The organism is Vibrio sp. 10N.261.51.F11, assembly GCF_041471665.1.
GTDB classification, from domain to species: domain Bacteria; phylum Pseudomonadota; class Gammaproteobacteria; order Enterobacterales; family Vibrionaceae; genus Vibrio; species Vibrio crassostreae_C.
Map to the genome: position 1 here is coordinate 36,771 of NZ_JBFROW010000034.1, position 13,857 is coordinate 50,627.

General features: G+C 44.8%; 13 protein-coding genes. 9 read left to right on the top strand and 4 right to left on the bottom strand.

Annotated features, from left to right (window positions below):
* Positions 1–155: 155 nt before the first annotated feature.
* On the bottom strand, positions 156–761 hold the full coding sequence (gene cobO / locus AB4351_RS11720) for a cob(I)yrinic acid a,c-diamide adenosyltransferase (RefSeq protein WP_017062158.1): 606 nt from the start codon (positions 759–761) through the stop codon (positions 156–158).
* 84 nt (positions 762–845) lie between these two features.
* On the opposite strand from cobO, the gene AB4351_RS11725 reads away from it, so the two are divergent.
* The gene (locus AB4351_RS11725; protein ID WP_017067202.1) at positions 846–1,295 is read left to right on the top strand and encodes a low molecular weight protein-tyrosine-phosphatase; all 450 of its coding nucleotides are present in this window, start codon (positions 846–848) and stop codon (positions 1,293–1,295) included.
* A gap of 114 nt (positions 1,296–1,409) precedes the next feature.
* Here AB4351_RS11725 and AB4351_RS11730 read toward each other — a convergent pair whose 3' ends face one another.
* Both AB4351_RS11730 and rne read right to left on the bottom strand, forming a co-directional pair.
* Positions 1,410–2,957 (bottom strand): SulP family inorganic anion transporter, encoded by a 1,548-nt coding sequence (locus AB4351_RS11730; RefSeq protein ID WP_017062156.1) that lies wholly within the window; start codon positions 2,955–2,957, stop codon positions 1,410–1,412.
* A gap of 258 nt (positions 2,958–3,215) precedes the next feature.
* A complete protein-coding gene (rne, locus tag AB4351_RS11735) occupies positions 3,216–6,383 on the bottom strand; it encodes a ribonuclease E (protein WP_372126079.1) in 3,168 nt (1,055 codons plus the stop codon).
* A gap of 618 nt (positions 6,384–7,001) precedes the next feature.
* Here rne and rluC point away from each other — a divergent pair.
* A complete protein-coding gene (gene rluC, locus AB4351_RS11740) occupies positions 7,002–7,946 on the top strand; it encodes a 23S rRNA pseudouridine(955/2504/2580) synthase RluC (protein WP_372126082.1) in 945 nt (314 codons plus the stop codon).
* A gap of 266 nt (positions 7,947–8,212) precedes the next feature.
* Here rluC and AB4351_RS11745 read toward each other — a convergent pair whose 3' ends face one another.
* On the bottom strand, positions 8,213–8,794 hold the full coding sequence (locus AB4351_RS11745; RefSeq protein ID WP_017067204.1) for a nucleoside triphosphate pyrophosphatase: 582 nt from the start codon (positions 8,792–8,794) through the stop codon (positions 8,213–8,215).
* 149 nt (positions 8,795–8,943) lie between these two features.
* Between AB4351_RS11745 and yceD the strand changes: the two genes are divergently transcribed.
* The 7 genes from yceD (at position 8,944) to acpP (ending at position 13,832) form a co-directional block, all read left to right on the top strand.
* Positions 8,944–9,471, top strand: coding sequence for a 23S rRNA accumulation protein YceD (gene yceD / locus AB4351_RS11750; protein WP_017062153.1), 528 nt, complete (start codon positions 8,944–8,946; stop codon positions 9,469–9,471).
* A gap of 35 nt (positions 9,472–9,506) precedes the next feature.
* A complete protein-coding gene (gene rpmF, locus AB4351_RS11755; protein WP_004737376.1) occupies positions 9,507–9,677 on the top strand; it encodes a 50S ribosomal protein L32 in 171 nt (56 codons plus the stop codon).
* 9 nt (positions 9,678–9,686) lie between these two features.
* A complete protein-coding gene (gene plsX / locus AB4351_RS11760) occupies positions 9,687–10,712 on the top strand; it encodes a phosphate acyltransferase PlsX (RefSeq protein ID WP_372126085.1) in 1,026 nt (341 codons plus the stop codon).
* Between the two features lie 5 nt (positions 10,713–10,717).
* Positions 10,718–11,668: a beta-ketoacyl-ACP synthase III gene (locus AB4351_RS11765; protein ID WP_017054985.1), complete on the top strand. Its 951-nt coding sequence runs from the start codon at positions 10,718–10,720 to the stop codon at positions 11,666–11,668.
* An 80-nt stretch (positions 11,669–11,748) separates the two neighbouring features.
* Entirely contained in the window at positions 11,749–12,672 is a 924-nt protein-coding gene (fabD, locus tag AB4351_RS11770) for an ACP S-malonyltransferase (protein WP_372126088.1), read from the top strand.
* A 25-nt stretch (positions 12,673–12,697) separates the two neighbouring features.
* Positions 12,698–13,432, top strand: a complete 735-nt coding sequence (gene fabG, locus AB4351_RS11775; RefSeq protein ID WP_029235138.1) for a 3-oxoacyl-ACP reductase FabG — start codon at positions 12,698–12,700, stop codon at positions 13,430–13,432.
* A 166-nt stretch (positions 13,433–13,598) separates the two neighbouring features.
* Positions 13,599–13,832 (top strand): acyl carrier protein, encoded by a 234-nt coding sequence (gene acpP, locus AB4351_RS11780; protein ID WP_004737381.1) that lies wholly within the window; start codon positions 13,599–13,601, stop codon positions 13,830–13,832.
* Positions 13,833–13,857 lie beyond the last annotated feature (25 nt).

Sequence of the window (13,857 nt, forward strand, 5' to 3'; positions counted from 1 at the left end):
TCGATAATACTCAAGAGAGATTCCCTATGACACTCGTCCCTCGCTCTAGGGAATGACGATAGGCCGTCGTCCTTTGTTCAAGAGCGTAACGGCCTAGTGGTCGTCATCCTCGAGAGGGAAGAATGACCGAGTCGGGGATCTCTGGTTGAAGGTGATTACCAGTCAACGCCTTGTAGCGCTTTAACACCAGATTCAAAAGCGTGTTTCACATTGCGAACTTCAGATACTGTATCTGCTATCTCAGTAAGAGTACGGTGCGCGCCACGACCTGTAATGATGACAGACTGCATCTTCGGGCGGTTATTCAACGCCTCAACCACTTCATCGAGTTCGATGTAACCGTAGCTAACCATGTAAGTCAGTTCATCAAACAGAATCACATCGATCGACTCATCAGCCAGCATGCGTTGGCACTCTTTCCATACACGCTGCGCAGCTTCAATATCTTGCGCTTTGTTCTGAGTTTCCCAAGTAAAGCCTGTGCCCATGACTTGGAACTCGACATCAAGCTTTTGCAGAACGTTTTTTTCGCCGTTATCCCAGGTACCTTTAACAAACTGAGCAACGGCGCATTTCTTACCATGACCAACTGCACGTGTAATCGTACCAAAACCGGATGTTGATTTACCTTTACCGTTACCCGTGATGACCAGCAATAGGCCTTTTACTTCTTGTGCTGCAGCGACACGTGCATCGACTTGTTCTTTTACTTTCTGTTGTCTTGCTTTGTGGCGTTGTTCTTTGTTGTCTTCAGTCGACATAACAAATCCTTTTAAGTTGTGATTGCGTCTATCATAGCCTAACTTAACGATAGCAAAAACCATCGGAAGAACAGGTGATTAGGGATGAAAAAGATACTCGTAGTTTGTATGGGGAATATTTGCCGCTCGCCAACAGGTGAAGCGGTGCTAAGGAAGAAAGCGCAACAGCTGGATATTGATGTTGTGGTCGACTCTGCGGGGACGATTGGTTTTCATCAAGGCAACCCGCCAGACTCGCGATCCAAATCTGCAGGAGAGAAGCGAGGCTACAGCTTTAAGGGGATTACTTCTCGTAAAGTGGTAGATAATGACTTCGAAGAATTTGACCTGATACTCGCGGCCGATAGGGCGAATTTAGACGACTTAATGAGCCAATGCCCAGTTCACCTCCAATACAAGCTCGCATTATTTTTGAGCTTTGGAGAGTCACAATATCAAGAGATCCCCGATCCGTATTATGGTGAGGGAAATGGTTTTGAATTGGTGTTGGATTTAATCGAAGAGTCTAGCGAAGCGATACTGCGTTCGATGTAGTGTAGGAACAATGTACGTCGTTTTGTTATCAGCGTAAGGGCTGACCGATAGGTATAAAAAAGGCCGACATTGAATGTCGGCCTCTCTAAATCTAACTTAAAGCTACAGCTAAGATTACTTAGACATTACTTTGTAGATTGGGTCTTCTGCAACGTTCGCTTCAACTAAGCTACCTGCTTTGTGCAGCATAGCAACACAGTCTTGGCTTAGGTGGCGAAGGTGAAGTGTTTTACCTAGCGCCGCGTAACGGTCAGCAATCGTGTCGATCGCTTCAATTGCAGAGTGGTCAGTCACGCGTGAGTTTGCGAAATCAACGATTACATCTTGTGGATCGTTGTATGCGTCAAACAACTCTAGGAAGTTAGCCGTTGAACCAAAGAAGATTGGGCCGTTAACTTTGTACTCTTTTGAGCCTTCAGCGTTTACTGATGTATCTGCGTAGATGTGTTTAGCATGTTGCCAAGCAAACATTAGCGCAGAAGCGACAACACCAACACCTACTGCCACAGCAAGATCAGTCAGTACTGTTACTACGGTAACAAGAACGATAACGAAGAAGTCTTGTTTAGGAACGCGACGCGCAAGCTTGAAGGTTGCCCATTCAAATGTGCCGATAACAACCATGAACATTACGCCCACAAGTGCTGCTAGAGGAATCATTTCAATCAGTGCAGAACCGAACAGGATGAACATCAGTAGTGCAACTGCGGCGACGATACCTGAAAGACGACCACGACCACCTGAGTTTACGTTGATCATCGATTGACCGATCATCGCACAACCACCCATCGCACCGAATACAGAACACGTTACGTTAGCCATACCTTGACCAACACATTCACGGTTAGATTGACCACGAGTGTTTGTCATTTCGTCTAGTACTGTCAGTGTCAGCAGAGATTCAATCAGGCCGATAGCCGCAAGGATAATTGCGTAAGGCAGGATGATCTGTAGTGTATCTAAAGAAAACGGAACAGCAGGAATTGAGAATGTTGGAAGAGAGCCCGCTAGCGTAGCAGCTTCGTCACCAGACATTGTACGTAGGAAGTCGACAACAGTGCGAGTTTCAAGGTCAAGACCCACAACCAAAGCCGTTACTGTAACAATAGCAACTAATGAAGATGGTACTGCTGTTGTTAGCTTAGGTAGGAAGTGGATGATAGCCATTGTAAGGGCTACTAGACCTAGCATTAGTGTCATTTGACCGCTTGGTAACCAAGTCAACGCACCTGTTACGTCTGGCGCTTTAAATTGACCAAGTTGAGCTAGGAAGATAACAATGGCCAAACCGTTCACGAAACCAATCATTACTGGGTGTGGAACGATACGGATAAATTTACCTAGTTTAAATACACCTGCTGCAATTTGCAGAAGGCCAGCCAGCATAACGGCTGCGAATAGGTATTGAACACCATGGGTTGCCACTAGGCTCACCATTACAACGGCCATTGCGCCGGTTGCGCCAGAAATCATACCTGGACGGCCGCCAAAGACAGAAGTGATTAAACCTACGATGAATGCTGCATAAAGACCAACCATTGGGTCAACGCCAGCAACAAAGGCGAATGCTACAGCTTCAGGTACCAGAGCCAGGGCTACTGTAAGACCTGAAAGCACGTCATTCTTTACAGAGTGCTTTGAAAATTGTGGGAATTCGAACATGTTTGCTCAGCTATGCTTAAGATGGATTTACCGACACGGGTGTATTGCGTAGCCAAACAGTGATGGAAAAGAGCGGCAATAGCGAAGTGTCGAAAAGATAAGTGCGCGAATGCTACCCAAAAATGTGATTAAGTTCAAGGTTGAACCTAACTTTGAGTAATATATCTGTTAATTTTTATTCGATTAGTAGATATGAAAAAGGCTGCTTTAATAAGCAGCCTTTGATTCTATTTACTCGCGATTACCTATCAGTAATCACTAGTAGTTTGGCTTAGTCATCGCCGCGCCAGCTTTGTTCGACGCTGCCTGACTGCCTGCACCTTTCGATACAAAACGTTCAGTGCGGAACGGAGCTGCAATCACTTCAATCTCTTTGATCTCTTGAGGACCAGGAGCTTTAGTCATTGGTGAACCGGCTTGCTTCTTAGCAACAGCTGCCTTTGGTGCCGCTTTAGGAGCTTCTGCTTTAACAACAGGTGCTTCTTCAACTTTTGCACTTTCAGCTTTAGGCGCTTCAGCTTCAACAACTGGTGTTGCTTCTGCTTGCACAGCTTCTGCTACAACAGGCGCTTCAACTTTCGTCGCTTCTGCAATCACTGGAGCTTCAACTTTCGCGGTTTCAACAACCACTGGTGCTTCTTCAACGACTGCAGGAGCTTCAACTACAGCAGGAGTCTCAGCTACTTGAGCTTCAACAGCAGCATCTTCACGACGGATGATAACTTTACCCATTGCAAGCTCTGGACATGCGAAGCCGCCAGTCATTGCTACGTTGCTTTGTGGTGCCGTCTCTAGAGCAACATTCTGCTCTTGAACAGATGTTTGAGCTTCAGCTGCTACTTGAACTTCAGTCACTTCAGGCTTTGCCTGCTTGTGGTGAGGTTTTGGAATGAAGCGAGGCATCACTTTACCCATAGCCATCTCTGGAGAAGCTACACCACCTTTACGTAGGCGGAATGGGTTAGGGCGACGATCACGACCGCGACGACGACGTTGACCACTTGCACGTAGGTGACGTGGAGAACGACGGTTACGACGTTGTTTCGGCTCTTCCTGTTCAGTTTGCTCTGCATTCGCTTGAGTTGCTTCTACTTGTTCCGCAACTTTTTGCTCTTGAGCTACTGACTGTTCTTTTGAAACAGATAGTTCTTTAGCAGCAACCTGCTCTTTTGAAGCGTTATCTTCAGCTTGAGCTTGTTGGTCTTTAACACGAACTTGCTTGTTCAGTTTACGACGCTGACGACGCTCTTTAATCTTAGCTGCTTTCGCTTCAGGTTTAGCCTTAGGCGCTTCCGGTTTACCAACTTGTGCTTCTGCTGCTAGCTGTAGACCTTCTTCTGCTAATTTAGATGGTGCTTGCTCTTCGCGTTGCTTCTGCTCATCACGTGGCTTGTTGCGACGGTCTTGCTTAGGCTTGCGAGGCTGACGAGTTTGCTGTGGAGCTGCTTCTTTTTGCTCTTCAGGCTTCTCATCACGAGCTGGCTTACGGCGGCGTTTGTTGTCACGGTTTTCGTTACGATTGTCACCACGTTCACCACGGTCGTTACGCTGTTCGCCACGCTCACCACGTTGGTTACGACGACGGTTATCGTTACGATCACGGCGTTGACGGTTGCCGTTGTTACGATTGTTTTTAGGTTTTTCTTCTTCTTTCTTCTCTTCTTCTTTTTTCTCTTCTTGAGTTGAAGAGCCAAATAAGAAGCTACCGATAGCTTTGAAGAAACGACCAATTAGGCCTGGTTCTTGAGTCGCTGCTGGTTCAGCTTTCTTCTCTTCTACAGCTTTAGGTGCTGGAGCAGGAGTTGGTGCTGATTGAGCAGGAGCTGCGAAGCCTTTCAGAGCAGGTTCTTCGATCTTCTTAGGACGAATAGTCTGTTCAGCAGGCTCTTTGCTTTCCGCTTCTTTTAGAGCTTCTAGCTTGTTAGGCAGCAAGTAAGACAGTAGATCGAACTCTTCACCTTCACGAACACGGATAACCTCAAAGTGCGGCGTTTCCATGTCTGAGTTAGGAACAACAGTGATCTTAACTTCTTGGTTTTTCTCAATGTGGTTTACTGAGCGACGTTTTTCGTTCAGAAGGTAAGAAGCGATTGGAACAGGCACAACAGCAAGTACCTGTGCTGTGTTGTCTTTTAGAGCTTCTTCTTCAATCAAACGTAGAACAGAAAGTGCTAGAGATTCGTTATCACGAACAACACCAGTACCTGTACAACGAGGACAAATGTGGTGGCTTGCTTCTGCTAGTGATGGGCTCAAACGTTGACGAGACATCTCTAGAAGACCAAAGCGAGAAATACGACCAATCTGAACACGTGCGCGATCTAAACGAACGGCATCACGTAGACGGCTTTCTACTTCGCGTTGGTGGCGAACCGGAGTCATATCGATAAAGTCGATCACAACAAGACCACCTAGGTCACGTAGACGTAATTGACGTGCAATTTCATCGGCAGCTTCTAGGTTAGTGTTAAGTGCTGTTTCTTCAATATCGCCGCCCTTTGTTGCACGAGCAGAGTTGATATCGATAGAAGTCAGTGCTTCTGTTGGGTCGATTACGATAGAACCACCAGATGGAAGACGAACTTCACGTTGGAAAGCAGATTCGATCTGGCTTTCAATCTGGTAATGGCTGAATAGTGGCACTTCACCATCGTATTTCTTAACGCGATTCATGAAATCTGGGCGTATTAATTGAATGTGCGCTTGAGCACGTTCAAAAATAGTATTGCTGTCGATTAGAATCTCGCCAATATCACGACGTAGGTAGTCACGAATTGCGCGAACAATAACGTTACTCTCTTGGTGAATTAGGAAAGGAGCTGCATTTGAATCAGAAGCTTGCTTGATAGCGCCCCAATGGTTCAATAGAACATTCAGGTCCCACTCTAGCTCTTCTGCACTTTTGCCAACACCCGCTGTACGCACGATTAAGCCCATACCTTGAGGAAGCTCAAGAGTGCTTAATGCTGCTTTCAGTTGAGTGCGTTCATCACCTTCGATACGACGAGAAATACCGCCAGCACGAGGGTTATTAGGCATAAGAACTAAGTAACTACCAGCTAAAGAGATGAAAGTTGTCAGTGCAGCACCTTTGCTACCACGTTCTTCTTTCTCTACTTGTACGATTACTTCTTGACCTTCTTTTAGCACTTCTTTAATGCTAGGACGGCCTTGGTATGTATAACCTTCAGGGAAGTATTCGCGGGCAATTTCTTTAAGAGGGAGGAAACCGTGACGTTCTGCGCCGTAATCAACGAATGCCGCTTCTAGGCTTGGTTCAATACGGGTAATACGTCCTTTGTAGATATTCGCTTTCTTTGACTCGTGACCTGGACTTTCGATATCTAGATCGAACAGTCGTTGGCCATCAACCAAAGCGACACGCAACTCTTCTTTTTGAGTTGCGTTAATTAACATTCTTTTCATTTAGAAGTTCTCATTGTCTTTTCTTATTTTCATCATTGTTCTTATCGCTTTATTTCGTTTCTCATGGTGCCAGATCCCATGGCTTTATCGGTGCAGCCTCCCGGCTGGAGAGGGATGCTCTGGGGCACGTCAGTCATCATAGGGATTTAGCCTATGATCCGCGATGTGGCGGTGAATACTCAACATGAGTGTACGTGAGTAGAGCGATAAGGAACTCAGTTGACCGTGTCTTACGCCGATTGCAGCACTGTCTAATCTGAGTTATCTACTCATTTACTTGCTTATGAATGGTTAGCTGTTTAAATAATAGTCAAACCATTGATAGCAGCTGTGAACTATAGCAGCGGTCGGTAAACACAGCAATCTGCTTTGTCGGAATGCTGTAAAAAAAACAGTTTTTGTTTGGGTTTTGATAGCTCTAACTCACTGTCTATAAATAATTTATCAATTGATATTTTAATTTGCAGGAATCTTGATGCTTTTTTGTTCGAAGAATCAAAGAAATATAGAACTTCAATGACCATTTTGGGATAGATCGGTAAGGATTAGGGATAAATAAGTTCGGAATAGGGCTAAGAAAATCTCAATTATCAAAAGTGACAGTGATACAATAGCGCAATGAGCGAAATTAGAACCCAAGTCCAATTCGTCGACATTGACGAAGATATGGCTGGTCAGCGTATTGATAACTTCTTACGCAACCAATTAAAAAACATCCCGAAAAGCATGATTTACCGAATCGTGCGTAAAGGCGAAGTCCGCGTAAATAAAAAACGCATCAAGGCTGAATACAAACTAAAAGCTGGCGATTTAGTTCGTATCCCTCCGGTTACTATTGAAGAGAAAACAGAAGAGAACGTGCCGAGCACGAAACTCAACAAGGTTTCAGAATTAGAACAGTGCATCATTTATGAAGATGATCACATGCTAATTCTTAACAAACCGTCTGGCACTGCTGTTCATGGTGGTAGCGGATTAAAATTTGGCGCGATTGAAGCATTACGTGCTCTTCGCCCTGATGCTCGTTTTCTTGAATTAGTGCACCGTATCGATAGAGATACGTCTGGCATTTTGCTTGTTGCTAAGAAGCGCTCGGCGCTAAGACACCTTCAAGCACAGTTCCGTGAAAAAACGGTTCAAAAATACTACTTCGCTTTAGTTATGGGCGAATGGAAGAACAGCTGCAAAGTCGTCAACGCACCTTTGTTGAAAAATGAAGTGAACAGCATTGTTCGAGTTAACCCGAATGGTAAAGCTTCTGAAACCCGTTTTAAGGTTTTAGAAAAATTCCAAGAGGCGACGTTGATTCAAGCAAGCCCAATTACAGGCCGAACACACCAAATTCGTGTGCACGCTCAGTATACTGGTCACCCAATTGCTTGGGATGATCGCTACGGTGATCGTCGTTTTGACGCTTACACGGGTAAGGTTGATCTTGATCGTCTGTTCCTACATGCAGCAAACATCAAGTTCACACACCCAGGTAGTGAAGAGAAGATGGATATCTCGGCGCCAATGGAAAGAAGGCTAGAGAAAGCCCTAACTGGTTTACGTAAGCTTTAAGAAGATACGAGATACGAAGGTATAGAGTGCCTCTAAATTTGTTCTTCAGTATCCATAAATGAGAAAGGTTGACGAATATCGTCAACCTTTTTTGTTTTCATCTGTTGTAGAAGATCCCCAAGTCGCTCGTTCCTCGCTCTTGAGGATGACGACTTTTTAAAATCACGCTCTATATCATTAGTTGGTTAGATAAAATTGCGTGTTCCGCCATTCCCTAGACTGACGAAGGAAGGAGTAGGGAATCTCTAACAAAGAGAGCGTATCCGTTATAGTACACCCATTCCTTGCGCTTCTAACATATCGACTAGATCGATCAGCGGTAAGCCGATCAAAGTATTTGGGTCTTTCCCTTCCATCTGTTTAAACAACGCGATGCCTAACCCTTCACACATAAAGCTACCTGCGCAGTAATAAGGCTGCTCTTTTTCAACATAACTAATGATCTGTTGCTTAGTTAAATCGCGGAAATGCACTACAAAGGTGTCGAGACGTGTGTCAGCTTCATTGGTTTCGTTGTTCCAAACCGAAAGCCCAGTATAAAAAGTAATGCTCTTGCCGCTTTGACGAGATAACTGCTCGATCGCTTTTTCTCGAGTGTGAGGCTTACCAATGATCTCTCCATCAATTACGCAAACCTGATCAGAACCAATGACTAAGCTAGGTTGCTCCACAACACAAGACTTAGCTTTGGTCTCAGCAAGGCGCATCACCAACTGTTGTGGTGTCTCTTCTGGAAGCGGCGTTTCATCGCAGTCTGGCTTGGCTGTAATGAAGCTTAACTGTAGTTTTTTGAGGATCTCTTGCCTAAATGGTGATGTAGAGGCTAAAACTAGTTGGTAATTTCTCATTTTAATTTACAATTCAAGGAAGCATTTATCTCAGGATAACGTAACTTGTCCTGCTATTCATAATGCTCTGAATAGGAAAGGCAGGAAAGTACATTTTTTTTGCCATTTCCTTTGACTAAACACGATTTGGAAGATAAGATTCGCGCCCTATGCAAAAGGAAAAAATACCGCGTACAGTTGATCCGGCAAGAACGGCTCAAAAACGACTCGATATGGATGGTATCATCCAGGTCAGTCTTTTGAAGCGTTTAACTGAAGCAACTGAAGGCGTAAAACGTGACGCGCAAGTCTCAATGTCATTTGGGCTTGATGAACAACGATTAGTCGTTATCTCTGGTAAAGCTAACGTCGAAGTCGATTTAGAGTGTCAACGTTGTAATGAGGTTTTCGCACATGAGTGCGATGTCCAATTTACTTATACTCCTGTTTACAGTGAGAAAAGTGAAGAGGAAGCACCGGAAGAGTACGATTTGGTAGATCTGAACGAGTACGGTGAGTTAGACCTGATTCAATTAGTTGAAGACGAGTTCATCCTTGGATTGCCACAAATAGCAATGCACGACGATGCGAAATGTAGCGTTAACTCAAATAACTTGGTGTTTGGTGAACTTCCTGAAGAAATTGAGGAAGACAAAAAGCCGAATCCATTTGATGTTTTAAAAAGCTTAAAGAAGTAATTGCTTCTTTAAGAATTTACATAGGAGTAGGGTCAATGGCCGTACAAAAGAGCAAGAAATCACGTTCAATGCGTGGCATGCGTCGTTCACACGATGCGCTAACTACAGCTGCACTTTCTGTAGACGCAACTTCAGGTGAAACTCACCTACGTCACAACGTGACTGCCGAAGGTTTCTACCGCGGCAAAAAGGTTATCAACAAGTAAGGTTGACCTTTGCAAAATCTAACCGTTGCGCTTGATGCAATGGGCGGGGACTTCGGTCCTCGTGTAACAGTGCCTGCCGCCGTGCAGGCACTGTCGTATTTCCCAGAGCTAAAAGTCATTCTAATAGGTGATCGAAACGCGATCACATCTCAATTATCTTCATTAGGTCGAATGCCTGATTCTCGTTTGAGTATCCAGCATTGTGATCGAATCATTTCCAATTCTGAAAAACCTTCACTAGCCTTACGTAATAGTCAGGGTAGCTCTATGCGTGCCGCTATCGATCTGGTTGCCGAATCACAGGCTGATGCTTGTGTGAGTGGTGGTAACACTGGCGCATTGATGGCTTTATCCCGTTTCAGACTCAAGCTTCTTCCCGGTATTTATAGGCCTGCATTGGTTTCAGCTTTGCCTACTGCATCCGGAAATCGCACATGGATGCTTGATTTAGGGGCGAACGTTTCTAGTGACGCAGATTCACTGTTTCAGTTTGCTGTCATGGGCAGTGCATTAGCAGAACAACATTTAGGTCGCGCACCACGTGTCGCTATCTTGAATATCGGTGCAGAAGAAATTAAAGGCAATGACCTTGTAAAACGATGCGCTGAAATGTTGTCTAATACTCAGTCTGTGAACTTCATAGGCTATATTGAAGGTAATCAATTACTTCAAGATGCTGCTGATGTCGTCGTATGTGATGGTTTTGTGGGCAATGTCTGCTTAAAAACGTGCGAAGGTACGGCTCAGCTCTTTATTGATAAGCTAAAAACGCGCATGATGGCTTCAACAATAAAGGGTTGGATAGCCAGAATGCTGTTTTCTGAGCTATTTACTGAATTAAAAACCTTGAACCCCGACCAGTATAACGGCGCAAGTTTGTTAGGATTGCGCGGCATTGTCATTAAAAGTCATGGAAGTGCTGATGTGTCTGCAGTCGTCAACGCGATTGGTGAAGCAGTACACGAGGTCAAACGACAAGTCCCCAGCCGCATTAGCGATCGTTTGGAAGCGGTTTTACTCGAGAGGCATTATTAGTCTTCATGTATAGCAAAATTTTAGGTACTGGCAGCTACTTGCCATCTCAGGTGCGTACTAACGCAGACTTAGAGAAAATGGTAGAGACTAGCGATGAGTGGATCGTTGCTAGAACGGGTATTAAAGAGCGTCGTATTTCAGCGGAAAACGAAACCGTTGCTGATATGGCGTTTTACGCTGCTGAAAATGCCATTGAAATGGCAGGTATCGACAAAGAAGAGATTGATTTAATCATCGTTGCGACAACCAGCAGTAGCCACACATTCCCGTCTTCGGCATGTCAGGTACAAGGCAAGCTTGGTATCAAAGGCTGCCCTGCGTTTGATTTGGCTGCAGCGTGTTCTGGTTTTGTCTACGCACTGTCTGTTGCTGATCAACACATCAAGACTGGCATGTGTAAGAACGTTTTGGTAATTGGTGCGGATGCACTGTCAAAAACCTGTGATCCGACTGACCGCTCTACTATCATCCTATTTGGTGATGCAGCAGGCGCGGTGGTTGTAGGCGCAAGCGAAGAGCCAGGTATTTTGTCTACTCATATTTACTCTGATGGTAAATACGGTGAGCTTCTAAGCCTAGAAGTACCAGAGCGCGGCGGTGATGCAGACAAATGGCTGCACATGGCGGGCAACGAAGTATTTAAAGTGGCGGTAACTCAGCTTTCTAAGCTAGTTAAAGACACCTTAGCGGCGAACAATATGGATAAGTCAGAGCTTGATTGGTTAGTTCCACACCAAGCGAACTACCGTATTATCTCGGCAACCGCTAAAAAGCTGACGATGTCGCTTGATCAAGTAGTGATTACTCTTGATAAGCACGGCAACACGTCAGCAGCTACCGTACCAACGGCCCTAGATGAGGCTGTTCGCGACGGGCGAATTAAACGTGGTCAAACGCTTCTACTTGAAGCATTTGGCGGCGGCTTCACTTGGGGTTCTGCGTTAGTTAAATTCTAACCCTAAGCGATAATCAACAAACAAGGCACATAACTTATGTGCCTTATTCAATTTTTTGCTTTGCTTAAAGGAAAATTACAATGAGCAAATTTGCTATCGTATTCCCAGGCCAAGGCTCTCAAGCTATCGGTATGCTTGCTGACCTAGGCGAACAGTATGATGTTGTTAAAAAGACATTTGCTGAAGCTTCAGAAGCACTTGGTTACGATCTATGGGCATTGGTTCAAGATGGTCCTGTAGAAAATCTAAATGAAACTTTTCGCACTCAACCGGCTCTATTAACAGCGTCTGTTGCAATTTGGCGTGTATGGCAAGAGCTTGGCCTAGAGCAACCTGTAAATCTAGCAGGTCACAGCCTAGGTGAATATTCTGCTCTTGTATGTGCCGGCGTTATCGACTTTAAAGAAGCGATCAAGCTGGTTGAACTACGTGGTCAACTGATGCAAGAAGCGGTTCCTGCAGGTGTTGGTGCAATGTACGCAATCATCGGTCTAGACGATGAAGCGATTGCTAAAGCGTGTGAAGAAGCTGCGCAAGACGAAGTTGTGTCTCCAGTTAACTTTAACTCTCCTGGCCAAGTTGTTATCGCGGGTAACAAAGCTGCAGTAGAGCGTGCTGGTGCACTTTGTAAAGAAGCGGGCGCTAAGCGTGCACTTCCGTTACCTGTTTCTGTGCCGTCTCACTGTGCACTGATGAAGCCAGCAGCAGATAAGCTAGCAGTGGCTCTAGAAGCTCTAGAGTTCAACACGCCAGTATTGCCTGTTATCAATAACGTTGATGTTATTGCTGAAACAGACCCTGCAAAAATTAAAGACGCACTTGTTCGTCAGCTATACAGCCCAGTTCGTTGGACTGAAGGTGTACAAGCGATGAATGAGCAAGGCGTTGAGAAGCTACTTGAATTAGGCCCTGGTAAAGTTCTTACTGGTCTAACAAAACGAATCGTAAAAACTATGACAGCTGCTGCAGTTAATGATACTGCATCACTAGAAGCTGCTAAGTAAATAACCACTTAATAGAGAAGTTATGATGAATTTAGAAGGCAAAGTTGCACTAGTTACAGGCGCAAGCCGTGGCATCGGTCGTGCAATCGCTGAACTTTTAGTTGAGCGTGGTGCTAAAGTTATCGGTACTGCGACATCTGAAGGCGGCGCAGCTGCAATCAGCGAGTACCTTGGTGAGAACGGTAAAGGTCTTGCTCTTAATGTAACGGATACTGACTCAATTGCTGCTACACTGAAAACCATCAACGATGAATTCGGTGCGATTGACATTCTAGTTAACAACGCAGGTATCACTCGTGATAACCTACTGATGCGTATGAAAGACGACGAATGGAATGACATCATCGATACTAACCTAACTCCTATCTTCCGCATGTCTAAAGCTGTATTGCGTGGCATGATGAAGAAACGTCAAGGCCGTATCGTAAACGTTGGTTCTGTAGTAGGTACTATGGGTAACGCTGGTCAAGCTAACTACGCAGCTGCAAAAGCAGGCGTAATTGGTTTTACTAAATCAATGGCTCGTGAAGTTGCGTCTCGTGGCGTTACAGTGAACACTGTAGCTCCTGGTTTCATCGAAACTGACATGACTAAAGCGCTAAATGATGACCAACGTGCAGCAACTTTGGCGAATGTACCAGCAGGTCGACTAGGTGACCCTCGCGAAATCGCTGAAGCTGTGGTATTTTTGGCGTCACCTGCGGCAGCTTATATCACAGGTGAAACACTTCACGTCAATGGCGGTATGTACATGGTGTAAATTATGTGCAACATTTGTGCATGATTTAAGTCAAGATCATACGTAATTTCGGTTAAAATCGTGAAAATTGTGGTTTGACCAGAAAAGTTGACCTTGCAACTTTCAATAGATTGAATAAACTACGGAAAACATCGCATAAAGCGAACTCTGTAAAGGAAAAGAAAAAATGAGCAACCTCGAAGAACGCGTAAAGAAAATCATTGTTGAACAGCTAGGTGTAGACGAAGCTGAAGTTAAAAACGAAGCTTCTTTCGTTGATGACCTAGGTGCAGATTCTCTAGACACAGTAGAGCTAGTAATGGCTCTAGAAGAAGAATTCGACACTGAAATCCCAGATGAAGAAGCTGAGAAAATTACTACTGTTCAAGCAGCTATCGATTACGTAACTAGCGCTCAGTAATAATCTCTCCCAGGCGGTCACCTCG